Annotated in this window: 10 protein-coding genes; 8 read left to right on the top strand and 2 right to left on the bottom strand. The window is 41.3% G+C overall.

Going from position 1 to position 21,622, the window contains the following annotated elements; all coding sequences use genetic code 11:
- Window positions 1–29 precede the first annotated feature (29 nt).
- The 3 genes from HGR01_RS28465 (at window position 30) to psbA (ending at window position 6,184) form a co-directional block, all read left to right on the top strand.
- Window positions 30–3,047 (top strand): DUF1574 family protein, encoded by a 3,018-nt coding sequence (locus HGR01_RS28465; protein WP_045872311.1) that lies wholly within the window; start codon window positions 30–32, stop codon window positions 3,045–3,047.
- Between the two features lie 188 nt (window positions 3,048–3,235).
- Window positions 3,236–4,732: an MBOAT family O-acyltransferase gene (locus HGR01_RS28460; RefSeq protein WP_045872312.1), complete on the top strand. Its 1,497-nt coding sequence runs from the start codon at window positions 3,236–3,238 to the stop codon at window positions 4,730–4,732.
- Between the two features lie 369 nt (window positions 4,733–5,101).
- Window positions 5,102–6,184: a photosystem II q(b) protein gene (gene psbA, locus HGR01_RS28455; RefSeq protein ID WP_045872313.1), complete on the top strand. Its 1,083-nt coding sequence runs from the start codon at window positions 5,102–5,104 to the stop codon at window positions 6,182–6,184.
- A gap of 169 nt (window positions 6,185–6,353) precedes the next feature.
- Here the strand turns inward: psbA and HGR01_RS28450 are convergent, their stop codons facing one another.
- Window positions 6,354–8,903, bottom strand: a complete 2,550-nt coding sequence (locus tag HGR01_RS28450; RefSeq protein WP_045872314.1) for an EAL domain-containing protein — start codon at window positions 8,901–8,903, stop codon at window positions 6,354–6,356.
- Window positions 8,904–9,064: 161 nt separating this feature from the next.
- A complete protein-coding gene (locus tag HGR01_RS28445; RefSeq protein WP_052335302.1) occupies window positions 9,065–9,799 on the bottom strand; it encodes a DUF928 domain-containing protein in 735 nt (244 codons plus the stop codon).
- 919 nt (window positions 9,800–10,718) lie between these two features.
- Here HGR01_RS28445 and HGR01_RS28440 point away from each other — a divergent pair.
- The 5 genes from HGR01_RS28440 to HGR01_RS28420 all read left to right on the top strand — a co-directional run bounded on the left by HGR01_RS28440 (window position 10,719) and on the right by HGR01_RS28420 (window position 21,620).
- A complete protein-coding gene (locus HGR01_RS28440; protein ID WP_045872315.1) occupies window positions 10,719–13,718 on the top strand; it encodes a peptidase domain-containing ABC transporter in 3,000 nt (999 codons plus the stop codon).
- Between the two features lie 102 nt (window positions 13,719–13,820).
- Entirely contained in the window at window positions 13,821–15,404 is a 1,584-nt protein-coding gene (locus HGR01_RS28435) for an HlyD family efflux transporter periplasmic adaptor subunit (protein WP_045872316.1), read from the top strand.
- A gap of 807 nt (window positions 15,405–16,211) precedes the next feature.
- Window positions 16,212–17,627 carry a hypothetical protein gene (locus tag HGR01_RS28430; protein ID WP_045872317.1) on the top strand — a complete coding sequence of 472 codons (1,416 nt, stop codon included), beginning with the start codon at window positions 16,212–16,214 and terminating at the stop codon, window positions 17,625–17,627.
- Window positions 17,628–17,727: 100 nt separating this feature from the next.
- On the top strand, window positions 17,728–19,023 hold the full coding sequence (locus HGR01_RS28425) for a DUF1822 family protein (protein WP_045872318.1): 1,296 nt from the start codon (window positions 17,728–17,730) through the stop codon (window positions 19,021–19,023).
- Window positions 19,024–19,205: 182 nt separating this feature from the next.
- The gene (locus HGR01_RS28420; protein WP_045872319.1) at window positions 19,206–21,620 is read left to right on the top strand and encodes a CHASE2 domain-containing protein; all 2,415 of its coding nucleotides are present in this window, start codon (window positions 19,206–19,208) and stop codon (window positions 21,618–21,620) included.
- The last annotated feature ends 2 nt before the right edge of the window (window positions 21,621–21,622 follow it).

Here is a 21,622-nt window from a genome sequence, read left to right as displayed (position 1 = left end):
TACTCGCTTTCTCTAAAAGTTAACTGCCCATGAAAACAGCATTACTAGATCGCCAAAAATCCCTAGTGCAATGGGTAAGCCAAGCAACTGGGATTAGCACTTTCGGGGTGAAAGTCCAGTTACGGGGAAATGACTTACATATCCTTTGTGAAGGCAAAGAGTGTCCAGGACGTTGGCGCACTTTATATGACTTGCTACAAGCAATCCAGCAAACAGACTTGGATGTCCTCACAAATGGCGAACAACCCTCAATATACCAAGTATTTGTCTACGGCCGAAAAAAAGGCGATGGGCGACCCCAGTGGTGCCATCGAGTTTATTTAAATCAGCTCGAACGACATTTGGAAGAGGCGAAGCAGGGTTTATTAGAGGATAAGCTAAAATCTCAACCAGGCGGAGCGCTGATTTTATCTAACGAAAGCTTGGCAAGAAAAGGAAATCCCGATGCCATTGCCCGTTATCTCAGCGAAACTCTGAGTACTTTTGGTGTGGCTGTAGAGGTAAAAGTCAAGCCGCAATCAAGCACAGAAAATAACCAAGTACAAGAACAACGCCTGTGGATATTTTGTCAGTCGAGTTATAGCCCTGATCCTTCACTATTAGCAGAGCCCATCGCTCAGAAGTTACGCAATCTCAAGTTGACAGGTTACCATGATGCGGTGATTTTTTCCCAGGTGAAGGGCGAAAATAAACCCGAGTGGCGATTGCGGGTGGATTTAACACCACCCGAAGAGATGCTCAAGGAATGGGCACGTTGGGGGGATGTACAGTCTATTGCCAGGCTGTTAACTGAGGAGTTATCAAATGCCAAAGTTGCTGTGCAAACTTCACTGCAAGAGTCAACTCTACATATTTTTTGTACTCCCAGTTCTGATGCTTTAGAAACAGCCCCAGAAAAACAATTATGCTTACATAAAATCAAATCTAAATTAGAAGCGATCGCTCCCCAAGGGATCAAAGCTGCTACTGTTTACGGCCAAAAAATTGCCGACAAGCAGCCAGCGTGGATTGACTGGCTTACCTTGCCAGCCGCTATACATGAACCTTTCGCCCCAACAGCCTTAGAATTGGCTAATTCTGGTGATCAACCAGCAATTAATTATTTATTAGAACGGTTACTGAATCCTGATTTAGATTGGCGCTTGAAAACAGGTGGAGCCAAGATTACTTTGTTGCACAAAGGTGATTTGTTTCACGTCATGTGTGATGCACCTGTATGCCCATCTCGCAAGAAAGTGGCAAACAAAGTAGTAGAGTTACTGCGCCAGTTCAAAATCCCTGGAGTCATGGGAGTCCGTGTCTATGGACGACGTGCAGGGAATAAGGAACCCTCTTGGCATCACGGCGAAGATTTTCAGCCTCGCCAACGGTTAGTCCCAGAAGCTACTCCCGAATTTGCGGCTACATCTATCTACATTAACGACCTAGTCACTACTCCTACAGATGAACCAATCTTGCGTCCTGATTTGACGACAGAGGAAGTTCAAACTTTTATTACAGAAGTAGCGCGGGATTGGGTAACCACAACCAAGCTCACTTTCAAAAAATTACTGTTACAAACGCAACTATTTAGCGAAATTGACCAACCCACAGAGTATAACCCAGAAGCTCAAGGCATTAAGGTTGCCTTAGTTTGGGGAACCCTGGGATTATTACTCACTATGCAAACTGACTGGGTATTGGGGCAAATCGTTAACCGCAACCTACCAAGTTCTACACCGCAAGTAACCGCATCATCTAGCCCTAAAGCCAAGACATCTCCAAAGTCTGAGGCGAATCCCAGCCAGATGAGTGCATTCTTTGCTGATACTAGTAAAACTAAACCAAATCAGCGTAAAGGTGGTGTATTCAATGCTTCTGGCTTCACCCAAAATGATGACGACACCGAAACAGAAAACTTAAAAGCCGCACCTTTAAAAGGCAAAGCTACCGCCACTGCAATTTTATTGGCAGCGCGATCGCAAATGCCCAGTTTTAATGCAAGGCAGTTAGACGAGCAAATTGCCTTGTATAAGCAAAGGTTAGCCAAAATAGGTAGACCTCCCCATGTGTTGATTATAGGTTCCTCCCGTGCCCTCAGAGGAGTCGATCCGGCTGCACTTTCACAAGCTTTAGCAACTCAGGGTTATCCCAATGTTGATGTATTTAACTTTGGAGTCAATGGTGCTACCGCTCAAGTTGTAGATTTTATTGTGCGCCGCGTTCTAGAACCGACAGAACTACCAAAATTAATTATCTGGGCAGATGGTACCCGTGCCTTTAATAGCGGTCGTAAAGACATCACCTTTGCATCAATTGCCGCCTCACCAGGTTATAAACAGGTATTGCAAAAAGCGATCGCCACGGGTACAACTGATGAGTTGCTCAAAGATCCAGCAAAATCTTCAGACGCAACCAAAACCAAAGCTCAAAAGCCAGAAATGAGCAGCTATCAGCTAGCTAATGAATGGTTAAACGAGGCTGTAGCTAATATTTCCGCCAGCTACGCCAACCGCGATCGCGTTAAAGAGTTATTGCAAAAGCAGCTTAACTCGTTACCTTTAATTAGCGATCGCAATCCTGGAAATACATCCTCTGCACAGTTAAGCAATGATGCTCCAGAAGAAGATACTTCTCAGATGTCTGTTGACTTTGATGGCTTTTTACCTTTATCAATCCGCTTTCATCCCACGAGGTACTATCAAAAACACCCCAAAGTTCCCGGAAATTATGACAACGACTATCAATCTTTTAAAGTTCAAGGGGAACAAGACACTGCTTTTCAAGCATTGCTGAGTTTTACCCAAGCCAAAAAAATTCCTTTAGTCTTTGTCAATACACCTCTAACTGCTGACTATCTGGATTCTGTGCGTCAACAATATGAGCAAGAATTTCAACAATATATGTCGCAGGTGAACAATCCCAATTTTATCTACCGAGATTTAAGTCAGCTGTGGCCAAAAAATCATAACTATTTTTCTGACCCCAGCCACCTCAACCGTTTCGGAGCCTACGAAGTCTCGAAAAAGCTAGCTCACGATCCCATGATTCCCTGGCCAGCAAAGTAGAGAGATGAGGGAGCAGGGGAACAGAGGAGGACAGTTGCGTGGGCGGGTTTCCCGACTTGAGCAAACTGTCCGTGAAGCAGAGGAAGCAGAGGAAGCAGGGGAAAAAAGGGGACAAGGGGAAATGAGCACAACCCAACCCCAAACCCCAATTACCAAACACCAAACCCCAAACCCCAAATGACTAACAAATGAACTTTATTTCAATTTTCTACGGTCTTTTTTTATTAAGTGTGCTGGGAATTTACTGGACTTTGTCAGAGCAAAAGTTGCGTTTATGGACAATTTTAATTGCCAGCCTGATATTTTATGCATCTTTAAATGCTCAGTACATACCTTTATTATTAGCGCTTACTTTTATTAACTTTCGCTTCGGTTTAGAAATAGGTAAAGATAACACTCCGAGAAAAAATTATTCTAATAGACGTATTTCTGAAGAATGGCAGTTCTACCAAGCTGACTGGAACCTTCGCCGCCGGAAGCTTTTATGGCTAGGTGTTGGTTTAAATGTGATACTGCTTTTAGGCTTTAAATATTTGCCATTTATTATTAATGCTATTTTTCATGTATCAATTACCTCACAAGATGGAGCTTTTAAATTTGTTGCACCTTTAGGAATTTCATTTTTTACTTTTGAATGTATTTCTTATTTAATTGATGTCTATCGTGGTGCGCCTGCTACTGGTCAATTTCTGAAATTTGCTGCTTACAAATTATTTTTCGCCAAACTAATCTCTGGGCCGATTACTCGCTATCACAACCTAGCAACTCAAATTAATACACTACAATTACCTACTCCCGATCAAGTAGCAGAAGGGCTGTGGTTAATTGCTAGGGGTGCAGTTAAAAAAGGCATATTGGCAGATCATTTGGGTATTTTTGTTGATTTATGTTTTGGGAACTTGCAAAGAGCAGGTAGTACAGATCTGTGGCTAGCGATATTTGCCTACGGTTTACAGTTGTATTTAGATTTCAACGGTTATGTAGATATTGCTCGTGGTAGTGCTTTACTCTTTGGCTTAGTATTACCAGAGAATTTTGATTTTCCTTACTTCAGCACCAGTATTGCGGATTTTTGGCGACGCTGGCACATGACTTTAGGTGAATGGCTGCGTAACTACGTTTACTTTCCTTTGGGTGGTTCTCGTAAGGGTTTAGTACGCACCTGCTGGAATTTGATGATTGTGATGCTAATTGCTGGGATTTGGCATGGTTCTGTTTGGGGTTTTGTCGTCTGGGGTGCTTACCACGGGTTAGCTTTGATAGTCCATCGCCTAACAGATGCATTGAGCGATCGCTTTGAAAATTTAGAACATTTTTGGCAACACCCTATAGGTATTTTTTCTGCTTGGTTGTTAACCCAATTGATGGTTTTCACTTCTTGGATATGGTTCAGATTACCTAATTTCCAGGATTCTTCTTTAGTATTTAGGCATTTATTGGGTTATCCGGCTGATATTCAGTTTGCCCAAAAAGTATATATAGAAGCTCTCAACATTAGCCAATCCCAAATGGCTGGCAGACTGCTACTTTTAGGTATTTTGATGACCTTGGCTTATATGTTCAAGAGTCGGCTCAAATTAGAGTTTAATTGGCCTGTCAAGCTGGTATTTGTGCCTCTTTGTTTCTATGCAGTTTGGTTATTAGCTCCTGAAGGTAGCTTGCCATATATCTACTTTGATTTTTGATTAGCCCTGTCGGTAGGGTAGGCACACATAAATTTTTGGCTCAACACCTATCAGCAAGTTATTGCAAAGTAACACCAACTGAAAAAAGAATGTGACAGATGCATAGGGGTACAAAAATGTTTGTGCCCCTATTATGTATTGCAAACATTATTACAGCTTATATCAAGCATTTTCTCATTAAGCGGACTCAGCAATAAAAGTAGTAGATAATGTTGAGTTATATTAAGCATTATCGAAAATTTCTTAATAAAAATATAAGAAAATAAATCACATGATTACAGTAAATTCATGTAGAGTTAATAAGTACGGGTGAAAATTTACTTCATCCAAACTCAATAATTTTTTACAACTAATCGCACTCATAAAACAATGACAACAACCTTACAACGGCGCTCTGGCACCAGTGTATGGGATCGGTTTTGCGAGTGGATCACCAGCACCGAGAACCGGATTTACATCGGTTGGTTCGGCGTATTGATGATCCCCACACTGCTAGCCGCTACCGCTTGCTTTGTAATCGCCTTCATCGCTGCTCCTCCAGTAGACATCGATGGTATCCGTGAACCTGTTGCAGGTTCTTTAATTTACGGAAACAACATCATCTCTGGTGCAGTTGTTCCTTCTTCTAACGCTATCGGTTTGCACTTCTACCCCATCTGGGAAGCAGCTTCCTTAGATGAGTGGTTGTACAACGGCGGCCCTTACCAATTGGTAATTTTCCACTTCTTGCTAGGTTGCGCTTGCTACCTAGGTCGTCAGTGGGAATTGTCTTACCGCTTGGGTATGCGTCCTTGGATCTGCGTAGCTTACTCTGCACCTTTGGCATCTGCTACCGCAGTATTCTTGATCTACCCCATTGGTCAAGGTTCCTTCTCTGATGGTATGCCTTTGGGTATCTCCGGTACCTTCAACTTCATGATCGTGTTCCAAGCAGAGCACAACATTCTGTTGCACCCCTTCCACATGTTAGGTGTGGCTGGTGTATTCGGTGGCAGCTTGTTCTCTGCAATGCACGGTTCCTTGGTAACCTCCTCCTTGGTGCGTGAAACCACCGAAACCGAATCTCTCAACTACGGTTACAAGTTCGGTCAAGAGGAAGAAACCTACAACATCGTAGCTGCTCACGGTTACTTTGGTCGTTTAATCTTCCAATACGCATCCTTCAACAACAGCCGTTCTCTGCACTTCTTCTTGGCTGCATGGCCTGTAGTCGGTATCTGGTTTACCGCGTTGGGTGTCAGCACAATGGCGTTCAACTTGAACGGTTTCAACTTCAACCAATCAGTAATTGATTCTCAAGGTCGCGTCATCGCTACTTGGGCAGACGTAATCAACCGCGCTAACTTGGGTATGGAAGTTATGCACGAGCGTAACGCTCACAACTTCCCCTTAGACTTAGCTGCTGGTGAAGTTGCTCCTGTTGCGTTGACTGCTCCTGCAATCAACGGCTAATCCTAAACCTTTAGCTTAATAAAAAAGCGCCTCCAAAATTGAGGCGCTTTTTTATTGCTTGGTCGATTATTTAGTAACAAATTTTTCCTGTTAATTGTTAATTGCAGATGGCATTGGTTTTACCAATTACCAGCCTATGCCAAAGTATAGTATTGAAGCGAACATCATATTATTTATTGAATTGCTTATCTAGTAATGCAGTTGCAGTTTTTTGATCTACAGGCTTAGAAAAGAAATAGCCTTGTCCATACTCACAACCTAAACTATGCAATTTAGCTTGCTGTGCAGCAGTTTCCACCCCTTCTGCAACTACATCCATACCCAATGCATGACTCAACATGATAATCGTTTGAACGATCGCAGCATCTTCGTCAGTATCTTCCATACGGCTGACAAAAGAACGATCTATTTTCAATGTGTTGACAGGGAAGCGATGTAAATAGCTTAAAGAAGAATAGCCTGTACCGAAATCATCAATACTTAACCTGAGATTTAAAGTTCTCAATCGCAGCATGATGCTAATTGCCGTTTCCACGTCATTCATGGCTACGGTTTCAGTAATTTCTAATTTTAAACTTTCGCCATTTAATCCTGTCTCTTGGAGAGTTTGCTCAATGTAGTCCACCAAATCGGATTGAGTTAACTGATGTCCAGAAATGTTGATGCTCATCATCAACGGAGGAGTTGTAGGAAATTGAGCTTGCCAAACAGCCAATTGTTGACAGGCTGCTTGCAAAATCCACTTTCCTAAAGGAATAATCAGCCCCGTTTCTTCAGCTAGAGGAATAAACTCTGCAGGTGAAACAAAGCCATATTGAGGATTATTCCACCTCACAAGTGCTTCAAACCCAACTATTCTAGCCGTGGTTAAAGAAATTATTGACTGATAGTAAAGCTCAAATTCCTGCTGTTCAATAGCTCGATGCAAGTCTATTTCTAACTGAAACCGCTTGACAATTTGGGTATGCATACCTGTAGCAAAGACCTCATGACGGCCTTTACCCAAATCTTTAGCGCGATACATAGCTGTATGGGCATCTCGCAGCAAAGCTATTGGTTCATAATCGAGTTCAGTCTGATTTAAAGCTATACCAATACTGATGCTAGTAAAAATTTCTTGTCCGTTATTTTTAAAGGGTAAGGACATTTTCTGATGTAGCTGGTCAGCTATAGCAGTCACTTCACTACTATCATTGATATTTTTCAGTAGAACAGCAAACTCATCACCACCAACTCTGGCTAATATTCCTCTATTTCCTAGGCAAGCTTTTAATCTTTGAGTGACATTCATTAAAAATTGATCGCCAAATTGGTGCCCAAAGCTCTCATTAATAAATTTGAAGCGGTCAATCCCTAAAAATAGGATGGCAAATCGTGAGCTTTTAGGTAGTTTTGTTTCAGCAATTACCCATTCCAATTGCTTCAAAAACAAACTGCGATTGGGCAGGTCAGTGAGGCTATCATGCAATGTATTGTGTAATAGCTTATAAGCCAGAAGCGTGCCAGTTGCGATCGCTAATGCCAAAATTGGTGCGACAAGCGGTATCCAGCCTGCTTGAGTGAAGATCCCAAAGCAAATAGCAAATAGACCACCCAAACAAATTACCCCAGCTACTCCTAAAGAGAGGGGATGGCGAAGTCGCCATGCAAGTACACTACCTACCAACGCCCAAGTCCACACCCAGAGGAATTCTGCCCATTCTGGCCAGAACCAAAATACAGGTTGTTGATCTAAAGTTGTGTTAAGAATTTGTCCGACCAATTGAGCGTGGAGTAATACTCCTGGTAAACCTGGGTTTGCAGGTTTACCAGCACTATAAGGAGTAAAAAACAAATCTTTTAAGCTAGGGGCTGTTGTCCCAATCAGTACAACCTTGTCTTTAATCCAGTTAGGTTCAAATTCACCCCGCAGTACTTGAGTTAATGATAGCTGTCGCGCTATGTTTTCAGGTGAACGGTAAGAAATCATCACTTGATAGCCTGCACTATCAATATCGTGATACCCACCGGAATTATTATTTAAAGTAGGAAATACACCATTACCTAACAGCAAAGCCTCTGATTTTACTTTGAGAGTAGTTCCCTGCTTGGCAAGATATTTCAGGCTCAACTGCAAAGAAAAGGAGTAGAATTTCTCCTCTCCTTGCTGGGCATAAATCAAATTTCGACGGACAACGCCATCTGGGTCAACTACAAAGTCATTAAAGCCTATTTGTTCTGGGGCTAAACCCGAAATAGGAGATACTCCTTCTGCTTCTTGATCCCCGAGATAATTAATAGTAATTACATTAGAAGCCCGAAGTTGCTGCATCAGCGCGTCACGACCTGGAGGTTGGGGGATATTCCGATAGAGGTCTAAACCAATAGCTGTAGGTTGAGCTTGTTGCAGCTTGGCTAATAGTTGAGCAAGGACGCTATCAGACAAAGGCCATTGTTTCTGTTCTTTAATATCAGCTTCTGTAATTGTTACTACCAACAGCTGTGGGTTATAACCAGCATCAGGTTGGAGGCGCACCATTTGGTCATAGCTGACCAATTCTAAAAGTTGCAACCACCCCAGTTGTTTCACACCCATTACCAATCCTGTAATCAAGATACTAGCAATGACAACTGATTGCTTTAAAGTCAGTGTGGTAATCGATGGGTTGATCTGATAGTTAAGATACTTAGTAACTAAAGATACTAATTTGCAAAACTTATGGGAGTATTTAGCAATCACAAAAGCTGTAGATTGATAGAGTTGGCTTTTGACAATAGATAAAGAGTTGAGTAAAAGACTACTTAAATTTTTATCTGCCAGATCTTATCTGTGTTTTAGTTTGTCTGGCAAGAAATATTTTTTCCAATTTGCTGTGGGATGAGAAAAGTACTTGATGGTAACTAGGGGGTGTTGGGGATTTGGATCTCCAAAAAAGGCTCCTGTGCGATCGCATCCAATTTTTCAGTTTTTAAGAGTTGTGTCCAATTAACAGCCAGTCTAGAATCATTCGGTTGAGTGGCTCGCAGTTCTGCTAATGTAGCTAATGCATCTTGCCAAAGTCCAGCTTTGGCATAAAGAGCTACAAGTCCTAAAGGTGATGTTGTTTGCTCTAATTGTTTATTGAAGTTTGAGTCTAGTTCTACTCTTTGAATCCAGCCATTGACCACAATATCGTTGGCTCTGTTTTCCGGATCGCAAATGAGTGACACATACCAATTGTATTTTTTATTGATGCCTAGTGGAGGTAAGGAGCTAGATTCAGGCAAACTAAAATTGATAATTCCGCCAGCGCTGCTTTTAGTAAAAGTAGTCTCATAAACTGATTGACGATTTTCATCTTGCAGTACAAATTCCACCATTGCTGATGTTGAGGTTGGTGGTAAATAGAATAAAATGTTGGGATAAGCTTTTTTGGTAAATCCTAAATTGTTTTCTGGTACCAAAGCCATTAAATGCCCAACACTACTAAAGCACTGACCGCGAGTTCCACCTCCCATTTTGCGTTTGGGTATACCCTGTCTTGGTTGCTCTTCAGAATTTGCAAGTGCTTGTTGAGGAATAGCCCAAGAACAAGTCAATAGCAATGCCAAACAGATAACAGTAAATGCCCTGGTTTTAAAAGCTTTTTCTAGCATGACACAGTGTGATTCAGTACTTTAATTTATAGGTTTCCTTATTCTATAAATACTCTAATTATTCAATAAACAGTAGATGCAACTCAGTTAATTCATCTTATTTTTAAAAGGTATATTCTTTCAGTTGAATTACTGATACTATCTCTAAAATCCGAAAATTAAACTACTATAATATTGATATTTATCTAAGTAATTTCAGAATATTCCGCAAAAATACTGTGGAAATCCCCATGAAAATTTTGTTTGAGCAAAATGCCTCAGTAATTTCAATCCTAGAGGATGTGTGGGTAGATAGCTAACACTCCCTCAACTAACAAACTATATTTTTGCTGTCTGATGAAGTTTTTGTAACAGGACTTACGCAACTAGCACAAATATTTTCGGGGCGTGGCTCTCAAGAGGAGCCAGTTACGTGCAGTGAGAGCAGCACTGCAGGAGGGTTTCCTAGGAACTGTCCTACTCCATTGGCGACAGGCGCTCACACAGCGTACCCGAAAAATTTACCTAAAGGGAGGTGTCCTGAGTTGCGCTGTGCTTAAGCCAACCTACTAATCTGGTGAAAAATTCGAGAGAAGTGAGTTGTTTTCGTGAATGCCTGGATTGAAAGTCCTGAGTACAAATAAATCTCAGTCACGCTTTCATGCTTGGTGATGAAACTTGCTCAAAAGCAGTGATTGCCACAGTTGCCTGACGGATAGTGCCAGAGGTGGCTGAATAATCTCTGATGAGAATTAGCAAATCTATACCGAAAATGGCAAATATAGCAACTATATTAAGTAAAACTTCGCAATCAAAGTAACTTTTAAGCCGGATAATGTACTATGTCATCGGAAACCTTCCTATGACTGAGTAACCAATTACCACTAGCTAATAACCAACAAACAATACATATATTTAGCGCTGATTACCAGAACTAGGCATGACATATATTAAAAACTCCTTTCAAGAATTTCTTGGCTCTGTTGAAGGATTTGATCAACTACCTGATGAGGAAATCGCCAATGTATCACAGCAACTGCAAGCTTGGCGCTACCGCATAGGCCAAAAAATTATTGGTAAAGAAATAATCCCCGAAAAATTAACAATTATTTATGAAGGACAAGTGCGGTTGTTGGGATACGACCCTCAAACACAGATGCCAGTAACCTTAAGGTTATTGCAACCTGGGGAAATTTTAGGTGAGATTGGCTTTTTACGTCAACTGGGCTGTGAGACGGCGATCGCTTCCACGGAAGTAGTATGTTTAACCTTAAGTGCAGTTGAATATTTACGCCTCCTTTCTTCTTACTCCACTTTTGCTCATGTGCGTAAAAACCGCCCTCATATCATCGAAATTTTTGATGTTGTCGGGTCGGAATTAGAAAAGCAAGCTTTAGCTAGTGCTAATCTCAAAGAAATATCGGAACAAGCTTTACCACAAGCACAAGTAAATTACTTGAATCCGGGAAGAAGCTCACTTAGCCAACTTGATAGCAATAGTATTTGGTTTGTGAGTGGTGGCGGTACAATCAAAAATCTCACCAATGGTTCGCGCTTAGATGTCAGTAATGGCGGCATAATTGAAGCCGAAGGGCCAAATTCTGTGCGTTTGATTGGTTTATCCCCATCTGATTTATTCTTTGTGGAGAAGAATGAACCAGTACAGCTGCAAGTGCGGGATAGCCAACCTCAAATTGCTGACGAACTAGATATTCCTTACGCTACAGAAGAAGAATATCAACCAGCTACGGCTGCAAAAGGTAAAGGTAAAAACCAGAAATACCCATTTTTCCGTGGTAATGGGGAAATAAATGCCACCTTTGCTTGTTTTCAAATGCTCTCCAAGCACTTACAAATTCCGTTTCGCAAGGAAGTAGTGCGCCGCATTTTAAATGAGCAAATTAAACGACAAGGTAATCTCTCGTTTCAACTTTGTGCTTATTTATCAGAATTAATTGGACTCAAAGTTCATCTGGTAGATATACCCGCTACCTCAATTACTCGCATTCCCACACCAGCATTAATTCGCTATGGCGAAAATTATGCAGTTTTATATGCAGCTGATGCCAATAGTGCAGTTGTGGGTGTACCCACTCAAGGGATAGTGCGTTGCAAACCAGCGGAATTGGTAGCGAGATTAGAAGTTGATGACAGTAAGATGCCGCCTCAGGTGCGGGTATTGCTGGTTTCCACTACTAAAGAAACCCCTCAAGAACGCTTTGGGTTGCGGTGGTTTATTCCTTATTTGTCACGCCACCGTCGGGTGCTAATTGAAGTTTTTATTGCTTCCTTTTTTGTCCAATTAGCAGCGTTAGCTAACCCACTGGTTATTCAGCTAATTATTGATAAAGTCATTGTCCAAAATAGTATTAGCACGCTCAATGTTTTGGGCGTTTTGCTATTGGTAGTAGGCATATTTGAAGCAGTGCTCACAACATTGCGGACTTATTTATTTGTGGATACTACCAACCGCATTGATATGAGTTTGGGGTCACAAATTATTGACCACCTACTCCGCCTACCACTACGCTATTTTGAAAAGCGTCCAGTTGGGGAATTATCAACTCGAATTAACGAACTAGAAAATATTCGGCAATTCCTCACAGGTACAGCTTTAACTGTTGGCTTAGATGCAGTATTTTCGGTGGTTTATATCATCGTTATGCTGTTTTACAGTTGGCAACTTACCTTGGTAGGTTTGGGTACAATTCCCGTATTTGTAATTCTGACATTAATTGCCTCTCCGACTGTACAAAGACAGTTACGCAGTAAAGCCGAACGGAACTCCGAAACACAGTCCTATTTAGTTGAGGTAATGTCCGGGATTCAAACAGTGAAAGCGCAAAATATCGAATTGCGATCGCGCTTTTCTTGGCAAGAACGTTATGCTCGATACGTAGCGGCTGGATTCAAAACTGTTGTGACTTCTACCTTGGCTAACTCAACTAGTAACTTTCTCAATAAATTGAGTAGTTTACTAGTGTTGTGGGTGGGAGCTTATTTAGTACTTAAACAAGAATTAACCTTAGGGGAATTAATCGCCTTTAGAATTATCTCTGGTTACGTTACTAGTCCTATCTTGCGCTTGGCTCAACTTTGGCAAAGCTTCCAAGAAACAGCTTTATCTTTAGAGCGGTTAAGCGATATTGTTGATACACCAGAAGAAGCCGAAAGCAATCGCCAAAATATTCCCTTACCTGCAATTTTGGGAGCAGTGAAATATGAAAATGTTTCCTTCCGCTTTGCACCTAGCGGCCCCCTGCAACTTTCTAATGTCAGTGTAGAAATTCCGGCGGGAGAATTTGTAGGCATTGTCGGTCAGAGTGGCTCTGGTAAAAGTACGATGATGAAATTACTCCTGAGACTTTATGATGTGGAGTCTGGGCGCATCTTAATTGATGGTTATGATATTGGTAAAGTTGAACTTTATTCACTGCGGCGACAGATGGGGGTAGTTCCTCAAGATCCTTTGTTGTTTGACGGTACAGTTCAAGACAACATTGCTTTAACTAACCCAGATGCAACCACCGAAGAAATTATCGAAGCAGCGCGTGTCGCCGCTGCCCACGAATTTATTATGGGTTTACCCAACGGTTACAATACACGTGTGGGTGAACGGGGTGCAGGACTTTCCGGTGGACAAAGACAAAGAATTGCGATCGCACGTTCGGTATTACAACGACCCAAATTATTAGTGTTAGATGAAGCAACCAGCGCTCTAGATTACGTAACCGAGCGCCAAGTCTGTCTGAATTTAGCTCAAGAGTTCAAAGGAAATACAGTATTTTTTATTACTCATCGTCTCACTACTGTGAGCCATGCAGATAGAATTATCGTCATGGATAGCGGCAGAATTACAGAACAAGGAAACCATCAAGAGTTAATGGCTGCTAAAGGTCATTATCATTACCTGTATCAGCAGCAAGAAGTCAATCTGTAATGATGCTATGAGCAGTTATCCAGCCACAATTAATTATGGATAACTGCTCAGTGAGTAACTGAATCACTAAAAACAATTACTAATTCAAAATCTAAAATAGCTATGACTCAACTTAATGGCACTAACTTTAGTGATAGAAATGGTAACGGTAGGTATAACAACGAACAACCGACAGATTCACACGTAGCCACATCTACTGGTAAAACACCGAAACAATCTCCACTGAACTTTCAAGAAGTTAACTTTGAGCAAGCTGTTGTTCTGCGTCAATCTCCAGTTTGGTCGCGGACAATTATGATCTCGCTGATGTGTTTGGCCTGTTTTGGTGTTGGTTGGGCTTATTATGCCAAAATTGAGCAAGTTGTACCCGCCGCAGGACAATTAAAGCCAGAAGGAACTAATAAAGAAGTTCAGGCTCCTGTGAATGGAGTTGTGAAAGCAGTTTATGTGAAAGATGGTCAAAAAGTCAAAGCGGGCGATTTACTATTAACTTTTGATTCTGTGGCTACCCGTGCAGAATTAAATTCTTTAAATAAAATTCGCGCTGCGTTAATTCAAGAAAACCAAATTTATCGCCGCTTGATGGAAGTAAGTACTGCTTCAGGAACGGAGTTAGAATTCTTGCGGAGTCGCTTACCCCAAGAAACTTACTTTTTGCTGAAAAGTCGCGCAGCATTAGTTTCCGAAAATGAATTATTGCGGAACCAATTAAAAAAATATAGTTCAGAAGCTGGATTAGGTACTGATGAGCAACAACGTTTAGCAGTTGCGAAAAAAGAATTAGAATCTCGCTCTTTAGCCGCACAATTAGAGGTTGAAAAAACCCGCAAACAACTTTCACAAACTCAAGTTAAAAAGCAAGATACAGAATCAAGTTTAGCTATTCAGCAAAAGATTTTGAATAAACTCAAAATCCTCTCAGAAGAAGGTGGTATTTCCCAACTGCAATATCTCAATCAGCAACAGCAAGTGCAAAATTTGAGTGCAGAAGTTGCTCAATTAGCTGAAGAAGAAAAACGTCTGCAATTTGATATTGAGAAAGGTCAGCAGCAGTTAACTAATACTATAGCTGCTTCGGATAAAGGGATTTTAGAGAAAATCTCGGAGAATAAACAGCGAATTGCAGAAATTGATACTCAATTCATGAAGGTGATTCTGGACAATGAACAGCGTTTGGCAGATATCACTAGTAAAATATCGCAAACGCAGGTGAATGTCAGATATCAAGAATTGCGCGCTCCGGTGGCGGGAACAATTTTTGATTTGCAAGCTAAATATCCTGGATATGTAGCTAACCCTACTCAAAAACTGATGCAAATTGTTCCTAATGAAAAATATATTGCAGAAGTTTTTATTACTAACAAAGATATTGGTTTTGTGCGGGAAGGGATGAATGTTGATGTCAGAATTGATTCTTTTCCTTTTAGCGAGTTTGGTGATATTAAAGGAAAAGTTATTGGTATTGGTTCTGATGCATTACCCCCAGATCAAACACATCAGTTTTATCGCTTCCCTGCACGGGTGAGTTTAGATAAACAATATTTGGAGATTAAAGGCCATCCCGTGACCCTGCAGTCGGGTATGTCGATCACAGCTAATATTAAAGTGCGCGAAGAACGCTCAGTGATGAGTCTGTTTACTGAGTTGTTTACGAAGCAAGTTGATAGCTTGAAAGAGGTGCGCTAGTAGCGCTGGGCGGAAGTCAAAAGTTACCAGAGGTGCGTTATTGATAGGGTAACGCACCGCACGCGCGTAATTTCAAAAATCAAATATGTGTAACAAAGCCAGATCAATTGGGGGATTCTCCCCCAAACCCCCGATTGGGGGACGGTTGCGTCCCCCAAACCCCCTCCAAAATTATTGTTCTGTTTTTTTTGTTGAGTAACTAGTTTTTTAGTTTTGTTAGCAATTAATTTTCTTCAGGACTTACGCAACTGGTACACACATCTTCTGATTTAAGAGTCAAGGGTCAAAAATTTAAGTCTTTTGGACTTTTGACTCTTGACTTTTGACAGCCTCAACGAAAAAATGTGACACTTGCGTAAATCATATTCTTAACAGCACTGTATTTCTTTATCAATAACCTCTTAAGTTTGGATTTCAGTTATAGGTATCTCCAAAAATGAATGTAGAGGCGTTAGTTATAACGTCTCTACAATAGTTTTAGGGAAAGTTTGATTATTTTTTGGAGATGTCAGATGAAGTTAAAGATAATACCAATTCAAACTAATCTTTGTAAGATATATAAGATATATAGTGGGCAAGATGCCTGATTTAGCTATCATCTGCTATAAATTTTAGATTTCGCCTTCAGGTGGTGGGTGGTACGGTAGGTAATTCTTGACTGTTCTCTGCTACCTTTCATTGATTTTGCATAAGTTCACCATCCTCAGAAATATAAGGAAATAGAGTCACAGATACTCAGCAAATTGCTTTTCCTGAAAGGAGGTGAAAAAATTGAGAGTAATTTAGCTGCAATTAACGAAAAATCCCGTGGTTCAATCATCAAAGTACTGGGAATTTGTCAAGTTAGATTCTACAAGTAAGCGCCGGGTGGAAATGATAGTAGCGGCTCAAACTTATTTTCAAAAAGAATTTGCCGGTAAGGGCGAGGTTTCTGATGCGGCGATCGCACGTTATCTGTGGCAACAAATGCAACAGGGTAAAGCGGGTGCTACGGAGGAAGCTAACTTAGCGGAAATTTGTTTGCGGTGCTATATATCTCAGCAAATATATCGAGTTTGTCTGGACTTGACAATGCGGTTTGGCAATCGCCACGGCTTTACTAGTGAGGAATTATTGCCTTTTGTTTTAGATGACCAAGTCATAGAAGCAACTTCTGATAAACCCAGAGTCCGCAAATCCACTTATGAATCTTTAGCTACCAAGCTGTTAAAAACATTCGATCCAGTTAAAGGTTCTCTGAATGCGTGGGTGAGTCGCTATGTGAAGCAGAATGCAGAAATCAAGCGATTTTTACTCCAGCATGGTGTATTTTTGATTAGCGATTGGGCGCTGTTGAATGATACGAACCCGAAGGAATTACAACGCATTCTCGCGGATATGTATCACTTAACGCCGATGGAAATTGAGCAAGTTGGCCAATTGTTGATCAGTTATCACGCAGTTTACCGCGAAGACCGCTTGCAGCAAAAATTAGCGGGGGTAAACCTACCCTGTCAAATCCCGACAGCAGAACAGTTAACTCGCATGATTAATGATTTGCAAAGTCGGACGAATCGCAAGCTGAGTCAGGAAGCGATGTTAAACCAATTGCAAGCAATGGCTAGCAAACTGAGACAATACCGGATTGCAGCACAAGGCGGTTATGTTGCGTCAGTTGCTTACGATCAACCGGAGATTCAACCGATTGTAGAGCGATCGCTCTTAACCGAGGAAGGGGATGACAAAGCTGATTTTATGAATTTATATCAAGAAGAATTTTTGACATCCTTAGACGCAGCTATTTCTCATGTGGTGGAAGTTGCTCTCGGTAAACTGCAAAGTAAGCGCAATACTAGTCAAGAAATAAAGCGATTATTTATGACTGGTTTACATCTTTTTCATTGCCAAGGTCAACCGATGAGCCAAATCGCACCGCAATTGGGAATGAAGAAACAATATGAAGTTACCCGGTTATTAAAGTTAAATGAACTGCGCGCTGATATTCGCCAAAGTATGTTGCTGATTTTACGCGATCGCGTTTTGCAAATAGCGCAAGAGTTTACAAATTTTGAACGGTTGCAACGTTTAGATCAGCAGTTGGAAGTAATTTTAGACGAACAAATTTCTGGAGTGATGCAAGAAGCTGAATCTGAAGTAAAAAACCCTGTACGCAATCAGCCTTTATCTGGTCTTTTAGCTCGTCGTCTTTGCCGTTATTTAGATAATAGAGGGGAGATAGGATAAAGATTATTTAAACTCAAAAATACCAGATAACAACACTATATTTCGACACATTATTAATTTTATTTGTTAACTTTTGACCCTTGACTCTTGACTTTTGACCATGATTAACCAACCTACTTCATATTTAGACACAGATTACCCAGATTGGTATTCACTCAACGAAACTCGCACGGAATTATTACCAGAACATTTTCAACGTGCTGCCAGTTTAAGCCAATCAATACATTTTTCCCAACAACGCTGGCAAGTCTATCTATGTGCGTTAGGTGTTTTAGGATTTGAACAATGGCTAAAACAACGCGCATCTGATTTAGAAATTAACATTAATTCTGCTTCGATTTGGCAAGCAGCAACAGCAGATTTATTATCAGCAGCTTGCAATATTCAAGTGGGAGCTTTCAAAATTTGTATTATCACTGCTAGCGTTTTAACTGATGAACATCGGGTGCCGAATGCAGTTTTTGATATTCCCAATTTTGCTGCCCATTTTTATGTGCTGATGCAGGTAGAAGAGGAACAAAATCAGGTGGCTGTATCTGGTTTTATGAACTATGAGCAATACCAAAAATATCAAGCTACTGCACAGTTACCTGTAGCAGAAGATTGGACTTATACTTTACCACAACTCTGGTTTAATCCAGATGCTAACGATTTATTACTTAATTTACGCTGTTTAAATCCAGCAGCTATTAAACTACCTCTAACATCACAACCAACTAATTCCACACCTTTAAAACAAAAGTTAACAACCATCAAACCACAACTGCAAAAACAGCAGCCTTGGGAATTACTCACGGTGAGTGAAGGGATAACATTATTGAGTAACCCAGAATTAATTAATTGGGTTCACAAAGCTGCTAATCCTTCCTTAATTCAACCATTAATTAATGTCGGTTTGTGGTTAAATAATCAAATAGACCAAGCTGCTCAAGAGTTGGGATGGATGTTGATGCCATTACCAGCATTTTCGCAATTACGCTCTTCACAATTACGCTCTTTGCAAGATGATTTCGAGCAAATTCGTGCCGGATTAGAACAGCAAGGTGTTTATATTCCTAACACAGCGCGGGGTGCATTTCGTGATTTGGATTGTGAAGAAGGGAGTTTGCGATTATATGCAATTATGTGGGTGTTATCGGAAGATGCTGCCAACCCTGAATGGATGTTGTTAGTTGCTGTAGGTTCACAACCACAAAGACCTATGCCACATACATTAACATTAGAGGTACGTGATGCAACACAAATATTATTTGATGAAACTTTATCAGATACCAGCTTAGGAATTCTTTACGCTCAAGTTATTGGCGATTGGAACGAAAAATTTTGGGTAACCGTCGTTACTGATGAGGTTGTCTTTGAAATTCCACCTTTTGGTTTGGAATTACAAACCTTGTAGAGATGCGATTCATCACGTCTCATATTCTCGGATTTTGTGTCATCTGGAATGGTATGTTTATTTACACTGTGCTGTACTAAAGCCTGAATAAATTAATTAAAAATTAACAGTTTTAATTGACAAAAACTGAGTTTTTGTGTTCTGATTTTTCGCCTCGTTGCGAAAAAAGTAAATTAGCTAATATGAAACTTAACTCTGATATTTTTAATCTGAAAGTTCAAAAAATCGAACAAATTTGTTTATTTGAACTATCTTGGGGCAAAGGGCAAAGATTAACTGCACAGGTTAATTATCCTTCTGCCCTTGGTCAGTTGTATCAAGACTGGCGACGGGCATATTTGAACTTTTATCGTTCCGATCAAATGCGCGGACGGGCGGTTGATGGTGGTATTGCCAAGCTGGGGATAGATTGGCACGCGGAACTGGTGAAGGCGGAAACTAAATTAATGTACGAGTTTCATCGCTGGTTACGCAGTGCTGAATTATATGAAATTCGCGCCCAAATTGCTCAAGCTAGCCAACAACTTGTTAAGGAAAATCCCGAGACGGATGAGGCGGTGCAAGTATTTCTCACCTGTGCGCCTGTGGAATTGGATCGTTTTCCTTGGGAAGCTTGGGAATTAGGAACTGAATTTGCTACCACTGGGGCGATTCAGTTTATCCGCACTCCCTTAAATATTTCTCAGGAAACAGGTTCACATCATCCTGATAAACGCCAAGGACGCGCCCGGATTTTAGCAATTTTAGGTGATGATACAGGGTTGGATTTTCAAGAAGAAAAGAAAACTTTAAAATCGCTGTTCCGCATTGCTGATGTGGAGTTTGTCAGTTGGAAGCTAGAAGAAACTCCCACAGAAATTATCGAGAAAATTGCCGATGCGATCGCAGATGAACGCGGTTGGAATGTCTTATTTTTCGCGGGACACAGCAACGAAACCGAAATGACAGGCGGAGAATTGGGGATTGCGCCTGGGGTGTCAATTTCCATTAGCGAAATTGCATCCCAACTCAGCGCCGCCAGAAAACGCGGATTGCAAGTAGCAATTTTTAATTCCTGTAGCGGGTTAAATCTGGCAGAATCTTTAATTGACTTGGGTTTTGGACAAGTTGTGGTAATGCGCGAACCGATTCATAACCGCGTCGCCCAAGATTTTTTAGTGAGGTTTTTGCAAGGGTTAGGCAAACACCAGAATGTCTACGAATCGGTGATTGCAGCCAGGCAATATTTACGTATGGATAAAAGCCACACCTACCCCTCATCTTACCTTTTACCTTCCTTATTCTGTCATCCAGGCGCTCACCTCTACCGCATTCCCCCCTTTCATTGGCAACAACGGCTGCGTCAAAGTATACCCAACCGCTTAGAGGCGATCGCGCTAACTGTAGGGGTCTTGTGTAGTGTGCTGACACCTATACAATCACTGTTATTAGATGGACGCACCTTTACTCAGGCAGTTTACCGCAGTGCTACCGCCCAAGTTGATGCCGAAGAAGCTCCGCCCGTGGCTCTAGTGCAAATTGATACTGAATCAATTTACCGCGCCCAGTTGCCAAATTCCCAACTATTCCCCATGAACCGCAGTTATCTGGCCAAGCTGCTGGATAGTACGCGTAAATTAAATGCTTCTGTTGTCGGCTTAGATTTTATTTTTGATACACCCCAAACCGATCCGCCAAAGGCTGATGCAGATTTAGCTACAGCCGTGCGTCAGGCTGTGGATGCGAAGACATGGTTAATGTTTGCGGCGGTGCAAGAACCCAAAAGAGAAGTCGGGACAAACGAAGCATTAGGGATTAACAAGTGGAATTGGACATTGCAAGGATACATTGATGCTTACCCCGACTTACTAGAATTCCCAGAAGCCGACAGCGATTGTCGTCAAGTTTGTCCCTTTGCATATTTGCTATCGCTGGTACAGCTAGCCAAGCAAGAAATCACCGATTTACCTCAGCCGCAAACCAACCGCGAGCAAAATTTACGGGCGGAATTTCTGGATGTGGTGCAGCAGCATTCAACAAAAGGGAACTTATCAAAATTATGGCAATGGAAAGCACCATTTAATATCCAACCAATTCTCGATTACTCAATTCCTCCCAGCCAAGTTTATACAACAATTCCTGCTTGGCAATTAATCGAAAATCCCGATATCAACAAATTTCCTTTAGTGTCCAAACAGGTAGTTTTGATTGCGGTGGGTAGCGATGATCGTTTAGGAATAGCACCAGGACAACCAGATCGTTCCCCAGCGCCACAAGCATACAGCTATTGGACAAAACAACCTTGGCTGACAGGTGGTGAAACATTGGCATATATGATTCATCATTTCGTCAGCAATCGTTTGGTAATTCCCATCCCCAGCATTTTGCTGATTGGGATTGCCATGATTCTTGGTAAAATCACAGTCTTTGTGATTAAAAGCCAATCGCGTTTAAGTCTCACGCGTCGTCGCCAAATCACCTCCGGCGCAGTCGGTGCTGTGATTGTATATGGTTTACTGGGACTGCAAATTTATATAACAGCCGCAATTTTACTACCCTGGTTTTTACCCTCGTCGGTGTTTTTAGCCTACGTTTTACCAGCTACAAGGAGAAAATAATC

The sequence above is a fragment of the Tolypothrix sp. PCC 7712 genome (assembly GCF_025860405.1).
GTDB classification, from domain to species: Bacteria; Cyanobacteriota; Cyanobacteriia; order Cyanobacteriales; family Nostocaceae; genus Aulosira; species Aulosira diplosiphon.
This window is presented reverse-complemented; position numbering and strand designations above follow the sequence as displayed.